Source organism: Pseudoxanthomonas wuyuanensis (assembly GCF_900215535.1).
Classification (GTDB): domain Bacteria; phylum Pseudomonadota; class Gammaproteobacteria; order Xanthomonadales; family Xanthomonadaceae; genus Pseudoxanthomonas_A; species Pseudoxanthomonas_A wuyuanensis.
In genome coordinates this window covers 132,640-154,722 of record NZ_OCND01000001.1, presented here as the reverse complement: position 1 = coordinate 154,722, position 22,083 = coordinate 132,640, and the positions used below count along the sequence as shown (strand labels likewise).

At 64.4% G+C, this 22,083-nt stretch carries 16 protein-coding genes; 9 read left to right on the top strand and 7 right to left on the bottom strand.

All coding sequences use genetic code 11. From position 1 onward, the window contains the following. The first annotated feature begins 2 nt into the window (after window positions 1-2). Genes CRO39_RS00725 through CRO39_RS00715 form a run of 3 tightly spaced genes read left to right on the top strand, consistent with a single transcriptional unit; the run spans window position 3 to window position 3,058 of the window. Window positions 3-1,058, top strand: a complete 1,056-nt coding sequence (locus CRO39_RS00725) for a quinone-dependent dihydroorotate dehydrogenase (RefSeq protein ID WP_097119966.1) — start codon at window positions 3-5, stop codon at window positions 1,056-1,058. Then, entirely contained in the window at window positions 1,055-2,095 is a 1,041-nt protein-coding gene (gene murB / locus CRO39_RS00720; protein ID WP_097119965.1) for a UDP-N-acetylmuramate dehydrogenase, read from the top strand. The genes CRO39_RS00725 and murB overlap by 4 nt, the downstream gene beginning before the upstream one ends. 54 nt (window positions 2,096-2,149) lie before the next feature. After that, window positions 2,150-3,058, top strand: coding sequence for a DMT family transporter (locus tag CRO39_RS00715; RefSeq protein ID WP_097119964.1), 909 nt, complete (start codon window positions 2,150-2,152; stop codon window positions 3,056-3,058). A gap of 125 nt (window positions 3,059-3,183) precedes the next feature. Here CRO39_RS00715 and CRO39_RS00710 read toward each other — a convergent pair whose 3' ends face one another. The 4 genes from CRO39_RS00710 to CRO39_RS00700 form a co-directional block, all read right to left on the bottom strand. Next, window positions 3,184-3,828 (bottom strand): SMI1/KNR4 family protein, encoded by a 645-nt coding sequence (locus tag CRO39_RS00710; protein ID WP_097119963.1) that lies wholly within the window; start codon window positions 3,826-3,828, stop codon window positions 3,184-3,186. Next, the gene (locus tag CRO39_RS21045) at window positions 3,825-6,947 is read right to left on the bottom strand and encodes an RHS repeat-associated core domain-containing protein (protein ID WP_162125762.1); all 3,123 of its coding nucleotides are present in this window, start codon (window positions 6,945-6,947) and stop codon (window positions 3,825-3,827) included. The genes CRO39_RS00710 and CRO39_RS21045 overlap by 4 nt, the downstream gene beginning before the upstream one ends. An 11-nt stretch (window positions 6,948-6,958) precedes the next feature. Then, entirely contained in the window at window positions 6,959-8,716 is a 1,758-nt protein-coding gene (locus tag CRO39_RS20325; protein WP_141400662.1) for a hypothetical protein, read from the bottom strand. Between the two features lie 160 nt (window positions 8,717-8,876). Beyond that, the gene (locus tag CRO39_RS00700; RefSeq protein WP_097119961.1) at window positions 8,877-11,594 is read right to left on the bottom strand and encodes a serine/threonine-protein kinase; all 2,718 of its coding nucleotides are present in this window, start codon (window positions 11,592-11,594) and stop codon (window positions 8,877-8,879) included. A gap of 112 nt (window positions 11,595-11,706) precedes the next feature. Between CRO39_RS00700 and CRO39_RS00695 the strand changes: the two genes are divergently transcribed. Continuing rightward, window positions 11,707-12,603 (top strand): GGDEF domain-containing protein, encoded by an 897-nt coding sequence (locus tag CRO39_RS00695; RefSeq protein ID WP_097119960.1) that lies wholly within the window; start codon window positions 11,707-11,709, stop codon window positions 12,601-12,603. Between the two features lie 24 nt (window positions 12,604-12,627). Here CRO39_RS00695 and CRO39_RS00690 read toward each other — a convergent pair whose 3' ends face one another. Continuing rightward, complete coding sequence (locus tag CRO39_RS00690; protein ID WP_097120729.1) at window positions 12,628-13,572, bottom strand: DedA family protein/thiosulfate sulfurtransferase GlpE; 945 nt, start codon at window positions 13,570-13,572, stop codon at window positions 12,628-12,630. A gap of 184 nt (window positions 13,573-13,756) precedes the next feature. On the opposite strand from CRO39_RS00690, the gene CRO39_RS00685 reads away from it, so the two are divergent. The 3 genes from CRO39_RS00685 to CRO39_RS00675 all read left to right on the top strand — a co-directional run bounded on the left by CRO39_RS00685 (window position 13,757) and on the right by CRO39_RS00675 (window position 16,832). Beyond that, on the top strand, window positions 13,757-14,452 hold the full coding sequence (locus tag CRO39_RS00685) for an aspartate/glutamate racemase family protein (protein WP_097120728.1): 696 nt from the start codon (window positions 13,757-13,759) through the stop codon (window positions 14,450-14,452). Between the two features lie 274 nt (window positions 14,453-14,726). Continuing rightward, window positions 14,727-16,133 carry a pectin acetylesterase-family hydrolase gene (locus tag CRO39_RS00680; RefSeq protein ID WP_097120727.1) on the top strand — a complete coding sequence of 469 codons (1,407 nt, stop codon included), beginning with the start codon at window positions 14,727-14,729 and terminating at the stop codon, window positions 16,131-16,133. A 63-nt stretch (window positions 16,134-16,196) separates the two neighbouring features. After that, the gene (locus CRO39_RS00675) at window positions 16,197-16,832 is read left to right on the top strand and encodes a hypothetical protein (protein ID WP_097119959.1); all 636 of its coding nucleotides are present in this window, start codon (window positions 16,197-16,199) and stop codon (window positions 16,830-16,832) included. 29 nt (window positions 16,833-16,861) lie between these two features. Here the strand turns inward: CRO39_RS00675 and CRO39_RS00670 are convergent, their stop codons facing one another. Both CRO39_RS00670 and ispG read right to left on the bottom strand, forming a co-directional pair. After that, on the bottom strand, window positions 16,862-17,587 hold the full coding sequence (locus CRO39_RS00670; protein WP_097120726.1) for a phosphatase PAP2 family protein: 726 nt from the start codon (window positions 17,585-17,587) through the stop codon (window positions 16,862-16,864). Beyond that, window positions 17,568-18,833, bottom strand: coding sequence for a flavodoxin-dependent (E)-4-hydroxy-3-methylbut-2-enyl-diphosphate synthase (gene ispG / locus CRO39_RS00665; RefSeq protein WP_097119958.1), 1,266 nt, complete (start codon window positions 18,831-18,833; stop codon window positions 17,568-17,570). The genes CRO39_RS00670 and ispG overlap by 20 nt, the downstream gene beginning before the upstream one ends. A gap of 137 nt (window positions 18,834-18,970) precedes the next feature. Between ispG and CRO39_RS00660 the strand changes: the two genes are divergently transcribed. Beyond that, window positions 18,971-20,611 carry an acetolactate synthase large subunit gene (locus CRO39_RS00660; protein ID WP_097119957.1) on the top strand — a complete coding sequence of 547 codons (1,641 nt, stop codon included), beginning with the start codon at window positions 18,971-18,973 and terminating at the stop codon, window positions 20,609-20,611. Between the two features lie 24 nt (window positions 20,612-20,635). Continuing rightward, window positions 20,636-22,072, top strand: coding sequence for an aldehyde dehydrogenase family protein (locus tag CRO39_RS00655; protein WP_097119956.1), 1,437 nt, complete (start codon window positions 20,636-20,638; stop codon window positions 22,070-22,072). Window positions 22,073-22,083 lie beyond the last annotated feature (11 nt).

Genomic DNA, 22,083 nt, shown 5'->3' with positions numbered 1-22,083 from the left:
CGATGTATTCGCTCGCCCGCCCTTTTCTTTTCGGTTTCGACGCCGAGCGCGCGCATGGCCTGGGCCTGCGCGCGCTGGAACTGGCCTACCGCACCGGCACCAGCCCGCTGCTGGCGCGGGCGGTCGCGCCGATGCCGGTCAAGGCGCTGGGGTTGCAATTCCCCAACCCGGTGGGGCTGGCCGCGGGCCTGGACAAGAACGGCGCGCATATCGATGCGCTGTTCGCGCTGGGTTTCGGATTCGTCGAAGTGGGCACGGTGACGCCGCGGCCGCAGCCGGGCAATCCCAAGCCGCGCATGTTCCGGCTGCCGGAACACAACGCCATCATCAACCGCCTGGGCTTCAACAACGAAGGCGTCGACGCGCTGGTGCGCAATGTCGAGCGCGCCCGCCGCAAGAACGGGCTGCTGGGCATCAACATCGGCAAGAACAAGGACACCTCCAACGAGCGTGCCGCGTCCGATTACCTGTACTGCCTGGAGCGCGTCTACGCGCTTGCCGACTACATCACCGTCAACATTTCCTCGCCCAATACCGCCGGCCTGCGCGAACTGCAGGAAGAACAGGCGCTGCGGCAGTTGATCGGCACGCTGCGCGAGGCGCAGGAAGAACTGGGCGCCCAGCACGGCAAACGCGTGCCGATGCTGGTGAAGGTGGCGCCGGATCTCTCCGAGGACGATATCGATGCGGTGGCGCGCGTGCTGGGCGACCTGTCGGTGGATGGCGTCATCGCCACCAACACCACGGTCTCGCGGATCAGCGTGCAGGGTCATCGCCACGCCCATGAAACCGGCGGGCTGTCCGGCGCGCCGCTGATGGGCCAGTCCACTACCGTGCTGCGCCGGCTGCGTGCGCGATTGCCGCACGATATTCCGCTGGTCGGCGTCGGCGGCATCCTGTCCGGTGCCGATGCGGTGGCCAAGATGTCGGCCGGCGCCTCGCTGGTGCAGTGCTACACCGGCCTGATCTACCGCGGGCCGGAACTGATCGGCGAATGCGTGGAGGCCATCCGCCGCCGCCGCGACGCGCCCAGCCGCGGACCGGTAGCGCCGGAATGAATCCCTCGCTGCGGCTGATCCCCAATGCCGCCCTGCGCCAACGCAACACCTTCGGCATCGACGCCAACGCGCCGTTGCTGGTCGAAATTTCCGCCGGCGAGGCCTTGCCCGAGGCATTGGCGCTGCCTGCGGTTTCGGCCAGCCCGCCGCTGCTGCTGGGCGGCGGCAGCAACCTGCTGTTCGCCGGAGATCCGGAATCGGCGGTGCTGGCGCTGACCAGCCGCGCCATCCGCATCCTTGGCCAGGACGACGCGCGCGGGCTGATCCGCGCCGATGCCGGGGTTTCCTGGCATGCGCTGGTGATGTGGACCCTGCAACAGGGATTCTGCGGGCTGGAGAACCTGGCGCTGATTCCCGGCACGGTCGGCGCCGCGCCCATCCAGAACATCGGCGCCTACGGCACCGAAGTCGGCGAGTTCGTGCAGAGCGTCGAGGCCTTCGATCTGGCCGACGGCAACCTGCACTGGCTGGACCGCGCCTCCTGCGCCTTCGGCTACCGCGATAGCCTGTTCAAGCGCGAACCCGATCGCCGCATCGTCACCGCGGTGGAATTCCTGCTACCGCGCAGGCCATCACTGCGGCTGGACTACGCCGGCATCGGCGACGAGCTGGCGGCAATGGGCATCTCTTCGCCAAGCGCAACGCAGGTGGCCGAAGCGGTGATTCGCATCCGCCGCCGCAAGCTGCCGGACCCGGCGGTGCTGGGGAACGCCGGCAGCTTCTTCAAGAATCCCATCGTGCCGGCGGCGCAAGCCCAGGCGCTGACGCAGCAGCACCCGGCGCTGCCGACCTTCCGCGGCAACGACGACGGCAGCCGCAAACTTTCGGCGGCATGGATGATCGAAACCTGCGGCTGGCGCGGTTTCCGCGATGGCGATGCCGGCGTGGCGCAATCGCATGCGCTGGTACTGGTCAACCACGGACAGGCCAGCGGCGCGCAGTTGCTGGCGCTGGCGCGGCGGATCGCCGAATCGGTGCAACAGCGCTTCGGCGTGATGATAGAGCCGGAACCGAAGCTTATTGGCGCGCGTTGGTAGTCGCAGAATGAGACACGCATCCTTCCCCGATTCCGCCCTCATCCTTCGCCGCTGATGCCCGCCATTCCCCACCATTTCCGCGCCGCTGCGTTGATGCTGGGCAGCACGATGTTCTTCGGACTGATGGTGGTCTCCATCCGACTGGCATCGGCCACGCTGCATACGTTCGAAATCGCGTTCTTCCGCAACTTCTTCGGCCTGATCGTCGCGCTGCCGCTGCTGCTGCGGCATGGCCCCGGTTTCCTCAGGACCACCCAGTTCCCGCGCTACCTGTTCCGCTGCGTGATCGGCATCTGCTCGATGCTGGCCGGCTTCTGGGCCATCGGCCACCTGCCGCTGGCGCAGGCGGTATCGCTGTCCTATTCGACACCGCTGTTCGTCACCATCGCCGCCGCCGCGATGTTGAACGAACAGGTGCGCGCGCGCCGCTGGACCGCGGTACTGCTGGGCTTCATCGGCGTGCTGATCATCGTGCGCCCGGGTACCGCCGAGTTCAGCATGGGCGCGATTGTCGCGGTGCTGGCGGCGGTGCTGAGCAGCATCGTCGCCATCCAGATCAAGCAGCTCTCGCAGACCGAGCCGGCCGACCGTATCGTCATCTACACCACGCTGCTGTGGGTGCCGATGTCGCTGCTGCCGGCGCTGAGCGTGTGGCAATGGCCACAGGGCATCACCTGGCTATGGGTCGTCGCCGCCGGCGTGATGGGCACCGGCGGCCACATGCTGTGGACGCGAGCACTGAAGCTGGGCGAAGTCTCCGCACTGACCCCGATCAGCTTCATGCAACTGCCCATCGTGGCGGTGTTCGGCTGGTGGCTGTTCGACGAAAGCCTGGACCGCTGGACCCTGCTCGGCGCCGGCATCATCTTCGCCGCCAACGCCTATATCGCCCATCGCGAAGCCACCCTGGCCAAACGCGCTGCAACCGAGTCGCCGACTTCGGCGGCGAAGCCGGGGGAGTGACGGAATGCGACAGACACAAAACCATACGGCTGGCCCCGGCAGAGTCGTCGTTCGGCGCATCGCCCGAACAAACAAGTCTTTATTGGTAAGTAAACCCAACCCCGTTACCGACGTCTTGTTGGAACCTATGAATCGATCCGAAAACTAATCTGAGCGCCATCTGGCAGATCATGAATCTGGCGAGCAAGGCTCCCACGAATACGCATACCTTTCTCTGACTCCATCAGTATCAAGTTCGATAGCGCAAACTCACCATTACACACAAAGGGAATGCGAGGCACCAGCCTCATTCCTTCTGGAAGCGGTCCATTTTTCTTCTGCCAAGCGTGCGCTAGCGGATGACCGGTCAGAACTTCATAGTCATCTAGCACCTTCTTCGCCCATTCATCTAACGATGCCGCCATTAGGTTCTTCTCTCCAGTTTCGGGATCAAATTGCCAAACGCAGCTGGATGCAATGCAGAACTGCCCACCAAAAATATCTTCCGCAAAAAAAAGACACCCCGCAGCCAAATCACCGTATTCTTTTGTCCACCCATCCGGGTCGTTCCATTCATCAATCCCCACACTTAATAGTGATGTCTGCGCAGGAAAGAAGTGGAGAGCTGACTCAAAAGCGTCAAAGCCATTCTTTGCGTCAAGAACTTGGGCTAGTTCATCGCCAAGGGTTCCCGCAGACCTGAGTACATTGACATCAATTTTCGCTTTCGATTGATTCAAAGAAGCTGATCCCAACGCCAGAAGTTTTGCAATCCAAGGACCGATTGTCATTTTATAGCGTCCTCCACTTTTATTCTGACCTTCGCGCCATCCGGGAGTCCGCGGCATTGCGCTCCAATGCAAGCGCCAGATCCGCGATTATCTGACGGCCCAATATGTCGAACACTCGAACCCTCGCCCCCCTCTTTAAACATTGCAGGCGGGTACTCGTCGCGATCTTTATTTGCCCGTGTTGGAGTTCCTCTTAGTGCCTCACGTCTATTGGCGGCAGCACCTTGTCGGTTTACTGTCAGCACGGACGGCTGTCCAGCCTCCTGTGCATCCTTAATATGCGTTGCGGATTCGGGATAGCGGCCTGCAGGAATACTAATCTCAGTAATGGTTTCTTCAACAATTCTCTGCGCAGATCTCGTAGCGCAACCAGGCCCACATAAGGCTGCAGATACCCCTATAATCGGCCCCGCTGAAGCGACCTTCAAAAATGCGACGTCACCTCTACTTGCGCCATCGATGGGTGCATAAGGGTTAGTTCTCCCCTCCAGATTCGGGGGAAGAAACTCGTCAAACCATCCGCGCCCATCGGGATCTGTAAACTTATACGGACTATTGTTCGCATACTTGTAGCGATGAAAATATCCTACCGGATTGCTTAATGCACCCACTGGATCGACACTCAAAAATCGACCCAGCAGCGGGTCGTAATAGCGCTGCTGCATATACGCCAGCCCGGTGGCCGCATCCTGCACATGGCCGGTGAAGCCGGGGCCATCGGTCAGGGTGCGGTTGGTCAGCAGGCCGTAGGGTTCGTACTCGCTTTTGCGGAGGATGGTTTTGTTGGCATCGGTCTCGGCAATCGGCGTGCCCAGCGCATCGGTGTGCTGGTACTTGATGGTGGCGCTGCCGCCGGCCGTTGGTTGCTCCCGGATGGCCACCAGGCTGCCGCCCAAATAGACATTGACGTAATTCAGTCCATTGCGGTTGTCCTGATGGAAGTACAGCTTCCCGTCGGCGGCGTATTGCTGGTAGTCGCAGGCCGTGGGCGTGCAGCTCAGTACCCGCCGGCCATGGCCGTCATAGGCATACCATTCCTTGTTGGTTGCCCGCCGCAGCCGGTTGCCGTAGTCGAACTCGTAGGTCTGCCCGTTCTTGTTGACGACATTGCCCTGGGGGTCATAGCCCAGGCCAATAATGCTGGCCCCGCCTACGCCGTTGGTGAGGTTGGTCAGCCGGTTGCTACTGTCATAGACATAACCGTAGTTGCGGACGTGGTTGCCGCCGGTGACGTTCAGCGTCTTCAGGTTGTCCAATACGTCATAGGTGTAGCTGGCCGTGCCGAAGCTGGCGCCGGTGGCCTGGGTCAGCCGCTCCAGATTGTCGTACGTCATGCTCCGACTTTGCCGAGCCCCGCTGGTGTAGTCGGTGATGCTGCTGACGTTGGCCTGCTTGTCGTAGGCGTAGCCCAGGTCCAACGTGCCGTTGCTATCGGTGCTGCGCGCTGGCAACTGGCGGGCGTTCTGCGTCATCGTGTGAACGATGCCGTTGCCGTAGGTGAACTGCTTAAGGGCGCCGTTGGGATAGTACTGCGCGCCGGTGGCGTAGCTGCCGGCCTGGGTGGGCTGGCCCAGCCCGTTGGGGGCCAACCCCACCACGGTGGTGTTGGGGTAGGTCACACTGCTCAGGTGGCCGTAGGCGTTGTAGCCATAGCTCAGCGTGTACGTCGGCGTGGAAATCTTGGTCGCCTCCGAAGCCAGAAGCCGGCGCCGGTTATAGCTGTAGGTGTTGGTGATGGGCGTGGACACATTCGGGTTGGTGACCGCAATGCTCGCGGGCAGGCCGTCCGGCGTGTAAGTCCAGGCTTGGTCGCCCTTGCCATCGGGGAAAGTCAGGGACTTGACGCGGTTGCGGGTGTCATAGGTACGGCTGGCCTTGCGCGCCACTACAGCGGCGCTGGTGCCTGTCGCGTCACAGGCGGTGGCCGCAGGCAGGCCAGTGGCCGACCAGGCCAGGTTGCCGGCACCGTCGTAGCCCATCAAGGTGGCGCCAGTCTCCGGCTCCACCGAGCGGCACAATTCCTGGTAGCTGTTGTAGGTGTAGCTGCGATTCACCCCGGTACCGCCGGTAGCGCTGCTGCTGTTGCTGCGGCGCAGGGCAGTGGGTTTGCCGAAGACATCGCGGGTGATGTGGGTGTAGGTACCCTCCGGGTGGATGATTATCCTGGGCCAGTCGTAGGTCGGTTGGTCGTAGGCTTGATAGGCCGTGGTGGTCTGCAAGCCCTTGGGGGTTGTTACACGGGTCTGCAAGCCAGCTAGATAGGCCGTGGTAGTAGTCAGCAGGCCTTGCTCGCTGTCCTGCGAGACTGAGGTTACGCGGCCTAAGGCATCGTACTCCGTCCAGGTACCTGTGGTGCCACCGGTGGTGGTCCCGACCGGATAGGACGCAAACGTCACCCGGCCTTCGGTGTCGTAGGACCAGGCTCGGGTCTGTAGCGTGGCATCCACATTGGCGCCATCGTAGTAGTGCTCCAGCACAGGTCGCCAAAGCGCATCGTAGAACGTGTTACGACGGTGGTTCCCGGTATGGTTGCGACGTAGCCAATGACCGGCCGGCAGGCCATGCTCGACCAGGTTCCGGTACTCCCAGGTGAATGTCGTGGCCGTCCATTTGGAGGTATCGCAGACGCCGGCCGCGGTTTCCGACGGATAGGTGATGCTGCTCAATCGCCCCATCGTGTCGTAGCCGTAGCAGGTCTTGTAGCCGTTCTCGTCGGTAATCGAGGTTATCCAGCCGGAATCGTTGACGGTCGCATACTGGGAATATCCATCCGCGTACTCGATTTGCTGTGGGATGCCGCGCATCCAACTGCGAAATATCGTGAGATTGTTCTTTCCGTCCACGACGTGCGATACGGTGCCATTGCTGGTGTTGTATCCAATCGTCTGCTGAAGCTTGCCGAAGGCATATGTCTTGGTTGGACTCGCTTTCCAAGCATACTCCGTCCGCGAAGACTCGATGCCGTTGGTGGTGGTGCGCTTTACTTGGCCCAACACCCACAGTGACAGATCATCGTGGTACTCGATTGTTTCAGTTTTGGTATAAGTTTGGGCATGCGCAATCGAAGACATCCCCAACGCCCACAACAATAGCCACCATGCTTCTACCCTTGCCTTCATCATGCCTCTCCCTATGGCACCGACGAGCTGTTCTTCGTCACATTAACCGGTCGCCCAAATGCATCAAAACTATTGACGATCATTCTAAAAATGACACCATCTTGGACAATTTCAGTTTTCTTCAGTGGCCGAATTGATATGGATAACGGGTCTTTGAAGTAATGTAAATCGCTACCGACAATATCCCCGAACGGCGAAGCCTGCGCTTCCTGGGAAGTGACATAGGAATTTTCGATACGCCTCAGTGGTGTGCCTGTGTCCGACCCCCGCTCTATCGACAGAAGCTGACCATCGTTAAGCCCCCACCATGTACCGAACTTGTACCTTGTCAATGAAGCCTCAGGGCCATTTACAAGCACTTGCTTGAATAGCGGACATGATGCGGGCGTTTGCGCACATAGCTGCTGAAAACCCCTTGGGTGAGCAGAACTTGGATAGGAATACTGCCATGTCCCGCTAGGCAGGCCCGGACCCGTAATTGTCTTCTGAGCAAGACTATAGGAGTCGCTATGCAGCGGAATCTGCCAGTACCTGATGTATCTGATGGAAGAAGGGTCTGAGAAACTGCCCTCATTCCACCCAACGCAATCTTCGGGGACATTCTGACGCCAATGTCTAACAACTTCAAAACGGTAGCTCGCCTTTGCTCCCGATGGACTTGATATCTCGTAATTGAACGCCACACCACCGTGCGCATCGTGCCGACATTGCGGCATCTGCAGCTCCAGCAAAGCATCGTGCTCTACCTTTAGGTCGCCGGAACTGGCGTAGCTCCAGCGACTGGCATCCGGCAGTGTGACACTCGACAACGGAGTGGGAGTTCCCGTGCCATAGCCGTAATGTACGGTACCCAACGACGAACTTACCGAGGAAACATTGTTCCCCGCATACGAAAGCGTGATTGACCTTCCATCACTACCGACTATGCTTATTAGCTTTTCCCCACTGTATGTGTAGTCAACAAAATTGCCGAACCTGTCTTCGACCCTAGACACTAGGAAATAGATTCTTTCTCGTGCCAGGCGGAGATTCAAATGATTCCCGCTAGTGAGTTCTCTTACCTGATATCCCACTAGGCTTGGATAGAATTTCTTCACTACCCAATCCAGATGATACTTAACGCCACCTGGCGAGACAGCCATGAATGCCTCCCCAGGGTAGCCATTCTTGGTAGCTGACTTGCAGGTAATCACCCAACGGCTCTTGGTGACCCACGGATATGACAGCCCATCTGTAGGGCTGGGGCGCCCCGCAATGGTGTTGGCGAGAAGATCTTCGTCAACCTGCCCTGGCACATAGAGCCGATGACCATCCCAGTATTCACTCGGCACAAATCCGTTGAGTGCACGCAACTGATTATGTGAACTGCAACGTGCATAAGGATTGCTGCCAGCGAGTTGCCAACCCAAATCGCGGGCATAGACACCAGATATGCTCGGCAGATCGATACTCCAATCTCCAAGGCCGCGCAAGTCTCCATTGCCACCGACCTCTTCACGACGGTCGCGAACATGAAATGTTCGCCTAAATTCAACGGCAGGACCGACGCCTGGAATAGAAGCGTCGATGTTTGAGAATCTCACGCCACCGTTGTAGAGGCTCAGATTCTCCCCAAAAGCAGTTTCGACAGTCACAGGCGAAATCTTGGCTGCCTCCGCCAAACGCTCGGTATGGCGCTCGTTCAGTCCATATGACTCCTGGGAAAGCGCCGCCCCCTGCATGACGAGCAATGTGACCCCTAGAATACTTCCTATCCACTTTCCATCCATATTCCCTTTCTCCATATCAGTCCACGAGCATTGTCGCGGGGAATTTACCTTATGAAAGCACGCTTCTTCGCTCGAGGAAACAACGCCGGAAATCCACTGAGTGTCCGCCAGGCCTCGTTGCTCGCACGTTCAACGTTTCCCTGCCCGCCATGTTTCGCCATCACTCCTTCCCCGGCCGCCGTCCTTCACGCATCGCGGCGACCAGATTGGTCTGCGCTTCGTTGAGCGTGGACGGGGCGGCGGCCAGCAGCGGGGCCAGGTAGCGCTGATGCCAGGAGGCGGCGCGTTCTGGCTGTCCCAGCGCGTTGTAGGCGTCGACCAGGTTCCAGGCGGCGGTGATGGTTTCCAGGTGTTCGTCGCCGAGTACGCGCTGGCGCATGTCGAACAGTTCGGTGTACGCGGCAATGGCGGCGTCGGAGCGGCCTAGCGCCATGTTGGCTTCGGCGCGGATCAGCAAGGACGCCTGGGTTTGCGGGTGTTTTTCGCCCAGTACCTGACGCGCCAGCGGTACCAGGTCGTTGAGCATCTTCAGCGTGTCGGCGGAACGGCCGGCGCGGTGCAAGGTACCGGCGTGATTGATCAGGATCGATACCGTGTCCGGGTGGGTGGGCCCGAGCAGCCGGCTGCGCGATTCGATCACCTGCTCTTCCAGCGGCAGCGCCGACGCGTAGTCGTGCAACCGTGCATAGTTGGTGGCCAGGTTCAAGCGCGCACGGATGGTCTGCGGATGTTCGCCGCCCAGTACGCGCATGCGCGCTTCCAGCACCGACTGCATCAGCGGCAGTGCTTCCTCGGCGCGGCCGGAGTCGGTCAGCATGTTGGCCAACGTGCCGCGGGCGTGCAGGCTGAGTGGATGCTCCGCGCCCAGACGTGCGATCTGTTTTGCGGTCAGATCGCGTTGCAGCGCCACCGCGCCCTCTTTCTCGCCGGTCACCATGCGCAGGATGGCCAGGTTGCCCAGCGTGGCCAGGGTATCTTCGTGCTCGGCGCCCAGCACTTCGCTGCGCATCGGCAGCAGCCGTTCCAGGTTGGCGCGCGACTGATCCAGTTCGCCAAGCACGCGCTGGGCACCGGCCAGTTCGTTGAGCACCTCCATCGCCGCCGGATCGCGTTCGCCGAACTGCCCTACCAGGGCAGCCAGCAACTCCTCGCGCATGGTCTTGGAGCGTTCGCGGTCTCCCTTGGCCTGGGCGATCTGCGCCTGCGCCAGTTGCAGCTTGACGCGCACGCCGTCGTTGGCCGGCAGCGATGCCGCCTGCGGCAGCGAACGCTGCAACAGCGCTTGCGCCTGTTCCAGATCGGCGGCGGCCAGCAATGCGAATACCTGGCCCTGGCGCGCGCGCAGCGTAGCTGCGTCGGATTCGCCCAGTGCGCCGCTGCGGTAGTCGGCGACCTGGCCGAAGTTGTTTGCTGCCTTGACGCTAAGACCCAGCGCCGCCTGCACGCGCGCCACCGATTCGCGCAGTTCGCTGGCCAGTTGCGGGTCGTCGGCGAAGTCGCGTTCGATGGCCGCTTCTGCGCTGGACAGCAGGCTGTGATCGACCAGTTCGCGCGCCAGATCGGTGGTGTCGGCACGCGCCAGCAGCGCGCCGAATCCTTCGCTGGCCAGCGGGTCCAGCGACGCCGCCTGGCGGTTCAGCGCTTCGGCCAGGCGCACGCCCATCGTCTGCATGTCCAGCGATTCCAGCATCGACTGCTGGAACGCGACCACTTTCTCCAGTTCGTCGCTGCGCTGTTCGGCCACCGCACGCTGCATCCGCGCCTGGCTCAAGCCGTACAGCGACATCGTCAGTCCGCCCAGCAACGCGGCCAGCATGACGCCTGCGGCGATCAATGCGGTGCGGTGACGGCCGAAGAACTTGCCCCACACATAGCCACGGCTGGCGGGCACCGCCAGGACCGGCTGGCCGTGCAGGAATCGCCGCAGGTCATCGACCAGTTCGGCCGCTGAGGCATAGCGCTCGGAGCGTTCCTGGCGCGTCGCCTTGGCCACCACCCAGTCCAGCTCGTTGCGCAGCAGTTTGCGCAGGCCGGCCACGCTGCCGCCTTGCGCCACGGCGACGCGCGCGGCCTCTTCGGCCGGCAGCGCGGCGAGTTTTTCCGATGGCAATGGCTGGCGCTGGCGGGAGGTCCCGGCCGTTTCCCCGGCGGCACCAGGGCGCTGCCCCGTCAGCAGTTCGTACAGCACCACGCCCAGCGAGTACACGTCGCTGCGGGTATCCACCGCCGCCGGGTCGTCGCCGGCCTGCTCAGGGCTCATGTAGGCGGGAGTGCCGGCGCGTTCGTGTCCGCTGCCGTCCAGCGCGCGCGAAGCGGCGGTGGCGATGCCGAAGTCGATGATCTTCGGCAACGGCCGGCCGTCCACTTCGTCCACCAGGATGTTGCCCGGCTTCAGATCGCGATGGATGACGCCCTTCTGGTGCGCGTGCTGCACGCCTTCGCAGATGCGGATGAACAGTTCGATGCGCTGGCGCAGCGGCAACCGGCGCTCGTCGCAGAAGCGGGTGACCGGGCTGCCTTCGATGTACTCCATCGCAAAGAACGGGAAGCCCTCGGCGGTGGCGCCGGCGTCGTAGATCTGGGCGATGGCCGGATGCCGCATCTGCGCCAGCAACTGCCGCTCGACTTCGAAGTAGGCCAGGTGCCGGGCTTCCAGCCGGCGCAGCCGCAGCAGTTTCAGCGCCACGGTGCGGCGCACCGGCTCCAGTTGCTCGGCCAGGTACACCTCGCCCATGCCGCCGCGGCCCAGCAGCGATTGCAGCCGGTAGCGGCCCAGCCGCGCGCCGGCGCCCAATGGGTCGCCGCCAGCCGGCGTGGTGCCTGGCAAACGGGTCGCCAGGATCTCGGTGGGTTCCAGATCGTCGTTCGGATGCTGCATCTAACCGCCACTTCCCCGGTGGACAGGCGCCATCTTACTGGAAGCGCCAGCGGCTCAAGGCCATTCCGGATACACTGCTGCTGTTCGTCTGTCCCCCTTCCCCTCCTGGCGCATGGCCTCCAGCGACCGCGACCCCCACACCACCCAGCGGACCGTACTCAGCGACGGTCCGCGCGAGCATTCGCCACGTTCGGCCTGCGTGGTGGTGATTCACGGCGAGGGACTGGGCCGACGCGCCGATATCGACGAGCGCCGCATCGTCATCGGCAGATCCCAGGAAGCGGACCTGCATATCCCGCACAAGAGCGTTTCGCGCCAGCATTGCGAGATCTGGCGCGACGGCGACGAATACCGGCTGCGCGACCTGGGTGCGACCAACCCGACCCGCGTCAACGAAATCGCGGTGCAGGAAACGGTACTGCATGATGGCGATCACCTGACCCTGGGCGAGAGCATCCTCAAGTTCATCAGCCACTCCAGCGTGGAAGCGCAGTACCACGAAGAGATCTACCAGTTGGCGATCAACGATCCGCTGACCGACCTGTACAACCGCCGCCACTTCATCGAGACGGTCGAGAAGGAGATCGCCCGTGCGATGCGCCACCGGCGGCCGTTGACGATGTGCATCATCGACGTGGATCTGTTCAAACCTGTCAACGACCGCTACGGGCATATCTCCGGCGACAACGTGCTGCGCCAGATTGCCGCGCTGGTGCACCGGCATGTGCGCAACGACGATGCCGCTGCGCGCATCGGCGGCGAGGAGTTCGCGGTGCTGCTGCCCGAATGCGGGCCGGAAGCGGCCTACGGCTTCGCCGAGCGCCTGCGCGCGGCGGTGGCCGACGTCGTCTTCAAGCCCGGCGGCGAACCGCAGCACATCACCGTCAGCATCGGCATTGCCGCGATGACCGCCGAACGCGACACCTGCAGCCGCATGATGGCCGCCGCCGATGCCGCCCTGTACCGCGCCAAGAGCCAGGGCCGCAACCGGGTCTGCATCCAGGACTGACCGGGGCGGCGCGCGCGCCGGCTTTCAGCCGCCCGGGATGGGTTCCACCTGCAACCCCGCCGCGCGCCAGGCGTCGATGCCTCCGCGCAGCGGCAGCACGTCGGTGAACCGGTGTTCGCGCAGCCGCGCCGCCATCCATGCGGCGGACACTTCATCCGGACAGGCGCAGTAGATGACGATCTTCTGCTGCCGCGGATAGGTCTGCAGGATGCCTTCGAGCTTGCGCTCGTCGGCGAACACCGCGCCCGGGATGATGTACGGATCGATGTCGCGGAATCCGGGCGCGCGGATGTCGAACACCACCGGCGCCTGCCCGGCCTGGATCAGGCCATGCAGATCGCCGGCTTCGATCCGGGCCGATTCCAGTGCCTTGAGCAGCGCGCGCCGCCGCTGCCAGCGGTACCCGACGTAGGCCGCCAGCGCCAGCCCGACCAGGACCCCGGCACCGGTGCCCAGCTGGCTCAGCGTCTCCAGCACGGCCTCGACCTGCGGCGCGAAGATCGCCCCCAGCGCCAGTCCCAGGCCGGCCCACAATGCCGCGCCCAGGCCGTCGTAGCGCAGGAACAGCGGCAGCCGCGCCTGCATCGCGCCGGCCAGCGGCACCGACACCATCGACAGGCCCGGCACGAACTTGGCCACCGACAGCACCCGCACGCCGAATCTGCCGTAGAAGCGTTCGGTCTGCTTGAGACAGCTGTCGCGCGACAGCGACAGCCGGCACAGCGACTGCAGCGTACGGTTGCCGTAGCGGCGTCCGGCGTAGTACCAGGCGGTATCGCCAATCAGGCTGGCCGTTACCGAAACCAGCAGCACGGCCGCCAGCGGAAGCCACAGCGGATCGGCATGCAACGCCACGCTGGCACCGACCAGGACCAGCGTGGGCATGGCCGGCACCGGCAGTCCCAGCGACAACGCCAGCACATTGGCGAACACCAGCAGCATGCCGTAACGTTCGACCAGTTCCTGCACGTCCGCCTCCCGTTTCGCGGCTACCCGCCGGTCCAGCGCCGGCTGCGTCATGGTGCGGCCGCACCTGGCTTGCGGCAAGTGCGGCGCGCGCAACGATGCATTGCCGCAACGCACCGCTCGCCCTGGACAGAAGCCGCCACGCCGCCGCAAGCTGGCGATGGATCAACCGCAGGCGACGCAATCGATGAAGACCATCGGCATGATCGGCGGCATGAGCTGGGAGTCCACCCTGCCCTACTACCGCCTGATCAACCAGACCATCCGCGACCAGTTGGGCGGGCTGCATTCGGCCAGGCTGGTGCTGTACAGCGTGGACTTCCATGACATCGAACAACTGCAACGGCGCGGCGACTGGCCACTTGCCGGCGAGGCGATGGCGCAGGCCGCACGGGCGCTGCAGGCGGCCGGCGCCGACTTCCTGATCCTGTGCACCAATACCATGCACAAGGTGGCCGAAAGCATCGAAGCCGCCGTACCGATCCCGCTGTTGCATATCGCCGATGCCACCGCCGCCGCGATCCATCAGGCAGGCCTGAGCCGGGTCGGGTTGCTCGGCACGCGCTTCACGATGGAGCAGGACTTCTACCGGCAGCGGATGCGCGCGCAGGGCATCGATGTGCTGGTGCCCGATGCCGCCGGCCGCGACGACGTGCACCGGATCATCTACGAAGAGTTGTGCCAGGGCCGCATCCTCGACAGCTCCCGCCAACGCTACCGGCAAGTCATTGCCAGCCTGGTCGAAAGCGGCGCCGAAGCGGTGATCCTCGGCTGCACCGAAATCACCCTGCTGATCGGCGCGGACGATGCGCCGGTACCGTTGTTCGATACCACCGCCCTGCACGCCCGCGCCGCGGCGCTGCATAGCCTGGCTTCCGATTGAAGCCGCAGCCGCCCGCACCGCTACGACAGTCCGCGGACACCCGCCGCGGCGGCGGCCGTGCTGCAACGCAGGATCACTGCCCGACTCGGCCGGCATTGGCGGGGCAATAGCGGCCACAGGCAGGGCGTAAGCGGCCAAATTCGGCGCCATCACGCGCCCTTCACCGCAACCGTCCCGCCGCGGTGCTATCCATGCGCCGCTGTATGGTGCCGGGGAGCATCGCTGCCCACCTGTTTCCGAAGTCTTTCCATCATCTTTCATGGAGGGTTCGATCATGGCCGTATCCGGACGCATCCCGGTAGCGCTGACCGCCGCCGCGGTGACGCTGCTCGTCGCACTGCCGCTGAAAGCCGAGGAAGGCGACTACGGTTTCTGGCAGACCCTGGTCAACCTGGTGTCGCCGCCGAAGGCGGACAACAAGGTGACCGCGGCCCAGCGCCAGGGGCCTTACCCGCTGCTGGCCAATCCCAGCGGTTTTTCCGATGGTTTCAGTCCCGGCGCCTACAGCCAGTGGCAGACCGTGCAGTTGGCGCCGGAAACCGGTGCGGTCTGCGGCGACGGCTCGCCGTACAAGTTCTTCGTCAACCGCGTGGCCGACACCCGCAACACCATCATCTACATGGAAGGCGGCGGCGCCTGCTGGGATTACGCCAGTTGCAGCGGCCAGAGCGGTATCCGCGGCGCGCGCAATCCCAACGGCATCCCCGACGACTACATGAGCCTGCTCAACCCCGGCTCCAGCCTGGTCAGTCCGTTCGTCACCCGGGTCAGTCCGTTCGATGCGGTCAAGACCCAGGGCTGGAACATGGTCTATGTGCCGTACTGCACCGGCGACATCTACAGCGGCGACCGGGTTGCGGTCTATGACGACCCCAGTGGCCAGAACGCCCCGCTGATCTGGCATCACAACGGCCTTCGCAACGTGCGTGCGGTGACCGGTTGGCTGAAGGACAACCTGCCGCGTCCCACCCAGATGCTGTCCACCGGCTGCAGCGCCGGCGGCGCCGGCAGCCTGACCAGCTACCACCCGACCCGCCGCGACATCGCACCGACGCGCGGCTATCTGATCGACGATTCCGGCCCGATTTTCCCGACCCCGGCAAACGGCGATCCGGCGCAGTTTCCCTCGCAGCCGCTGATGGCGCTGATACGCAACGCCTGGGGCCTGGATGCGCCGGGCGGCCCGTTGCCGTACCTGGCCAGCGGCATGCCGCAGTTCGATCTGGGCGAACTGGGCTCCCTGTACACCGCGCTGTCGGCCAAGTACCCGGCCGACCGCCTGGGCCATACCCACTTCTGGAAGGATCTGAACTATTCCTCGTATTCGTACGAGCGTTTCTATCCCGAAATCGGCGATACGCCCAGCCAGCAGGCCAAGGAGGCGCTGATCCATGCGCGCTGGGACATCGATACCGCGCGGCTGGCGCAGCGGCTGAACGGGCTGGACAACTTCGGCGGCTATTTTCCGCAGTACCGCGCCCTGAACGAAAGCCATTGCACGACGATTGTCGACTTCAAGAACGCCGACATTCAGGCGCAGAATCTGCAGCTGAAGCACTTCATCGACAACGTACTCGACGGCCAGGGCAAGGTGCTGGACGCCAGCGAGGAAGACGATGCCGCCGACCGCGCCAAACCGTTCAACCTGCTGTACTGGCTGGTGGATCAGCTGCTGGGTTGATAGAAGCGGCCTGCCCGAATCGCCGGCGCGGTTCGGGCACCCGCCGCCTGCGGAAACGCCTGCATGAAGAAGTTCGCATCCGTTCTTATCGTTGTGCTGGGATGGCTGCTGATCGTGGCGGCGGTATGGATGCCGCGGCACGCGCCGGCGAGCGCCGCCACGGCCAACGCGGCGCCGGTAACCGCCGCCGCGCAACCGCCATCGGCAGCGCCGCCAGCCGCCGCGCTTGCCGGGATCGCCGAATCGGAGCCGGCGCGCCGCTACCGGCAGCGGCAGCGTTTCGAACGGCAGGCGCGCGAGTTCCTGCGCACGGCCGGCACGTTGGGAGCCGTGCAGCGCTCCGAACGCGCACGCGAACTGTCGGCGGACATCGATCGCTACGAGCAAAGCGGCGGACTGTCCGCCGGCGAAGCGCTGCTGCTGCGCACCGGGCTGATCAAGGCCACCATTGCCGATGGCGAGGAACAGGCCATGCGGATCGCCGATCTGATGGAGCGCTACCGCCTGCGCGCCGAACGCGGCATGGCCGATCACCTGGCCAGGCAACAGGCCGACCCGAGCTTCCAGTCCTACAAATCGCGCGAACGCCAGATTGTTGCCGAGGTGATGGCGATGACGGCGATGCCTGCCGGGCTTACCCGCGACCAGTACCTGCGCCAGCGCCTGCAGCAGGAACGCGAGCGCGCGTACACGCCCTGAGAACCCGCTCAAACAGCGATGCGCTGCCGCTAGCGCAACCGGTCGCCGCCACTGCGGCGGGGCAGCGGATGCCAGGGGCGCCGATGCACGCCGTACAGCAGCAGGTAGACGCCCGCCACCCAGGCCATGCCCGCCGCCCAGCCGCCAAGGATGTCGGACGGGTAATGCACGCCCAGGTAGACGCGCGAGGCGCCGACCGCCAGGACGAACAGGCCGGCCAGCAGCAACGCCGGCCAGCGCCAGCGCGTAGGGGCGGCCAGCAGGATGGCCACCATCGCCAGGCTCATCGACCCCATCGCGTGGCCGCTGGGGAAACTGAAGGTGGTTTCCGGAGCAATCGACTCCCACAGCGAAGGCCGGTCGCGCTGGAAGAACTGCTTGGTGGCCAGATTCAGCAGTGCCGAACCGGCGAACGAAACGCCGGCGAACACCGCCTCGCGCCAACGTCGCGCGTACAGCAGCGCCAGCACGATCAGGCTGTCCAGCGGAACCACGCCGTACTGATAGCCTATCGCCGACACCGCCACGGCAGTTCGGTCCAGCAACGGTGCGGCCATGCCATTGGCGCCCCACAGCAGTGGTTCGTCGAAATAGAACGTCTCCAGTTCGTGGATCTCGTCGGCCAGTTCAACGAACACCCACAGCGGCACCAGCAATCCGAAGAACAGAAGCGCAATGCGCAAGCCGTGGTCGCGGAAAATCGCCGCGATGATCCGCCTGCCCTGCGCCACGGCCTCAGCCGGCGCTACGCGCATACCGGGTTTCGACGTAGTTGTCGATCAGGGCGACGAATTCCTGCGCGATATTTTCTCCGCGCAGCGTCACGCTCTTTTCGCCATCGACGAATACCGGCGCCGCCGGCGCCTCGCCGGTGCCCGGCAGCGAGATGCCGATATTGGCATGGCGCGATTCGCCTGGGCCGTTGACCACGCAGCCCATCACCGCCAGCGTCATGTTCTCCGCGCCGGGGTGGCTGATCTTCCATTCCGGCATCCTGCCGCGCACATGCTCCTGCACCACCTTGGCCAGTTCCTGGAAGAACTCGGACGTGGTGCGCCCGCAACCCGGGCAGGCGGTGACCATGGGGGTGAACGCGCGCTGGCCCGTGGTCTGCAGCAGTTCCTGTGCGACGATCACCTCCTGCGTGCGCGACTGGCCCGGCTCGGGCGTCAGCGAAATGCGGATGGTGTCGCCGATGCCTTCCTGCAGCAGCACCGCCAGTGCCGCCGACGAGGCCACGATGCCCTTGCTGCCGATACCTGCTTCGGTCAGCCCCAGGTGCAGGGCGAAATCCGAACGCTGCGCAAGGTCGCGATAGACCGCGATCAGCTCCTGCACGCCGCTGACCTTGGCCGACAGCACGATGCGGTCGCGCGGCAGGCCGATCTCGACCGCGCGTTCGGCCGAATCCAGCGCGGATCTGATCAGCGCCTCGCGCAGCACATGGCCGGCGTCCCACGGATCGGCGCGCTTGGCGTTCTCGTCCATCAGCTGCGCGGCCAGCGACTGGTCCAGCGAGCCCCAGTTGGCGCCGATGCGCACCGGCTTGCCGTACTGGATGGCGAATTCGATCAGTTGCGCGAACTGGGTATCGCGCTTCTTGCCGAAACCGACGTTGCCCGGGTTGATGCGGTACTTGGCCAGCGCCTGCGCGCAGGCCGGTTCGCCGGCCAGCAGCTGATGGCCGTTGTAATGGAAGTCGCCAATCAGCGGCACCGGCACGCCCATCATGTCCAGCTTTTCGCGGATGCGCGGAATGGCGGCGGCCGACTCGGGGTTGTTGACCGTCAGCCGCACCAGTTCCGAACCGGCGCGCCACAGTTCGGCCACCTGCCTGACGCTGGAGGCGATATCGGCGGTATCGGTGTTGGTCATCGACTGCACGACCACCGGATGGCCGCCGCCGACCTTGATCTCTCCGATGGAGACGGCCTGGGTAATCCGGCGCGGCGAGGCGGCGGCGCTGGCGGGAGACGGGGGGGAGCTGACGGCGTCGTTCATGCGGCTATTTTAGACCGTTCTCCGCCACTTCCCGCACGCGGAAGCAAATCCTGCGACGGCTCTGCATCCATCCCTAACACGGTGTTGCGGCCGCGCCGGCATACTGTCGGCTGAACCCGCACCGGACCATGCCCCGCATGAAAGCCTCCGATTTGTTCGTCCGCGCGTTGGAAGCCGAGGGCGTCGAGTACATTTTCGGCGTGCCCGGCGAGGAAAACCTGGACCTGCTGGAATCCCTGCGCCACTCCCCCATCCGCATGGTGGTGACCCGCCACGAACAGGCCGCCGGCTTCATGGCCGCCACCCTGGGCCGGCTGACCGGCAAACCCGGCGTCTGCCTGTCCACCCTGGGCCCGGGCGCGACCAACCTGGTCACCGCCGCGGCCTACGCCCAACTGGGCGCCATGCCGATGCTGATGCTGACCGGGCAAAAGCCTATCCGCAGCAGCAAGCAGGGCGCGTTCCAGATCATCGACGTGGTCGACATGATGCGGCCGATCACCAAGTACACCCGCCAGATCGTCGCCGCCGCCGGCATCCCGGCCAAGGTGCGCGAAGCGTTCCGCCGCGCCGCCGAGGAGCGCCCCGGCGCCACCCACCTGGAACTGCCGGAAGACATCGCCCGCGAAGACTGCGACGCGCTGCTGCTGCCGGCCAGCCATTCGCGCCGTCCGGTCGCAGACCAGAAGGCCATCGTGATGGCCCGGCGCGCGCTGGAAAAAGCGAAGCATCCGCTGCTGCTGATCGGCGCCGGCGCCAACCGCAAGACCTCCTCGCGCATGCTGCAGCGCTTCGTCGACACGCTGGGCGTGCCGTTCTGCGCCACCCAGATGGGCAAGGGCGTGGTCGACGAGAACCACCCGCTCTGGCTGGGCTGCGCCGCGCTGTCCGATGGCGACTATGTGCACCGCGCCATCGCCGCGGCGGACCTGATCCTGATGGTCGGCCACGACGTGGTCGAGAAGCCGCCGTTCTTCATGCGCGAAGGCCGCCGCACCGTCATCCACATCAACTACGTCAGCGCCGAGGTCGACAGCGTCTACTTCCCGCAGATCGAACTGGTCGGCGACATCGCCAACACGATGTGGCGGCTGCAGAACGAACTGGAACCTTCGCCGCACTGGGATTTCTCGTTCTTCGACCGCGTCCGCCAGGCGCTGTGCGACCAGGTCCGCGAAGGCGGCGACGACCCACGCTTCCCGATGCTGCCGCAGCGGGTGGTGGCCGACATCCGCCGCTGCATGGGCGAACAGGATTTCGTCTGCCTGGACAACGGCATCTACAAGCTGTGGTTCGCCCGCAACTACCGCGCCGCCCGGCCCAATACGCTGCTGCTGGACAACGCGCTGGCGACGATGGGCGCCGGCCTGCCGTCGGCGATGGCCGCCGCGCTGCTGCACCCCGAACGCAAGGTGCTGGCGGTGTGCGGCGATGGCGGCTTCATGATGAATTCGCAGGAACTGGAAACCTGCGTGCGGCTTGGCCTGAACCTGACCGTGCTGGTGCTGCGCGACGATGCGCTGGGCATGATCCGCTGGAAGCAGGAAGAGATGGGCTTCGGCGACTACGCCATGACGCTGGGCAATCCGGATTTCGTCAAATACGCCGAAAGCTACGGCGCCCACGGCCACCGCCCGGGTTCGGCCGACGCTTTCGCGCCGCTGCTGGCGCGCTGCCTGGCCGAGGACGGCGTGCACCTGATCGATCTGCCGGTGGACTATTCGCAGAACGTCCGCATCCTCAATCACGAACTGCGCGAGCGCGCCGATGCGCTCTGACGCGCCACGCCTTGGAGACTCCCGATGCTGAAACCGAGCTACCCGCTATACCTGGCCAACACCGCAGTCGCCGCCAACGCCGATCTCGACGTACTGGACAAGTATTCCGGCGAAGTCGCCACCCGCGTGGCGATGGCCGATGCGGCAATCATCGAAAAAGCCATTGCCGCGGCGGTGGACGCCGCCCCGGCGATGGCCGCGTTTCCGCCGTACAAGCGGCAGGCCGTGCTGGAGCACTGCGTCAGCCGCTTCCGCGAACGCGCCGAGGAACTGGCGCTGGCGCTGTGCGTCGAGGCCGGCAAGCCGATCAAGGACGCGCGCGGCGAAGTGTCGCGGCTGATCGACACTTTCCGCATCGCCGCCGAGGAATCGGTGCGCATCGACGGCCAGGTCCAGAACCTGGAAATCTCCGAACGCACGCGCGGCTACCGCGGCATCTGCAAGCGGGTGCCGATAGGCGTGTGCAGCCTGATCACGCCGTTCAACTTTCCGCTCAACCTGGTCGCGCACAAGGTCGCCCCGGCCATCGCCGCCGGCTGCCCGTTCGTGCTCAAGCCGGCCGGCAAGACGCCGGTCGGCGCGCTGATCATCGGCGAAATCCTGGCCGAGACCGATCTGCCCAAGGGCGCGTTTTCGATCTTCTGCTGTTCCAACGAGGATGCCGCGCCGCTGATCGAGGACGACCGCATCAAGCTGCTGTCGTTCACCGGCGGCCTGATCGGATGGGAGTTCAAGGCGCGCGCCGGGCGCAAGAAGGTCACCTTGGAGCTGGGCGGCAACGCCGCCTGCATCGTCGATGGCGACCAGGCCGGCAAGCTGGATGCGGTGGTCGAGCGGCTGGTGTTCGGCGCCTACTACCAGTCCGGGCAGAGCTGCATCAGCGTGCAGCGCATCCTGGCCCATGCCGACATCTACGATGCGCTGCGCGACAAGCTGGTGAAAAGGATTGGCGCGCTGGTGATGGGCGACCCGAAACAGGAAGACACGTTCATCGGCCCGATGATCGACGAGGCGGCGGCCAAGAAGATAGAAGGCTGGATCGGCAAGGCGCAGCTGGCCGGCGCCAACCTGCTGGTCGGCGGCAAGCGCAACGGCAACATGCTGCAGGCCGCGCTGCTGGAAAACGTGCCGCACGACTGCGAGCTGCAGCGCCAGGAAGCCTTTGCGCCGGTCGCGCTGCTGGAGCGCTTCGAGGATTTCGATGCCGCCATCGCCGCGGTCAACGATTCGGATTTCGGCCTGCAGGCCGGCGTTTTCAGCGACAGCCTGGCGCATGCGATGCAGGCCTGGGACCGGCTGGAGGTGGGCGGCGTGATCGTCGGCGACGTGCCCAGCTTCCGCGTCGACAACATGCCCTACGGCGGAGTCAAGGATTCGGGCCTGGGCCGCGAGGGCGTCAAGTTCGCCATCGAGGACATGAGCGAACTGCGGCTGATGGTGATCAGGCACAGTACCGGCTAGGGCGTCGGCCG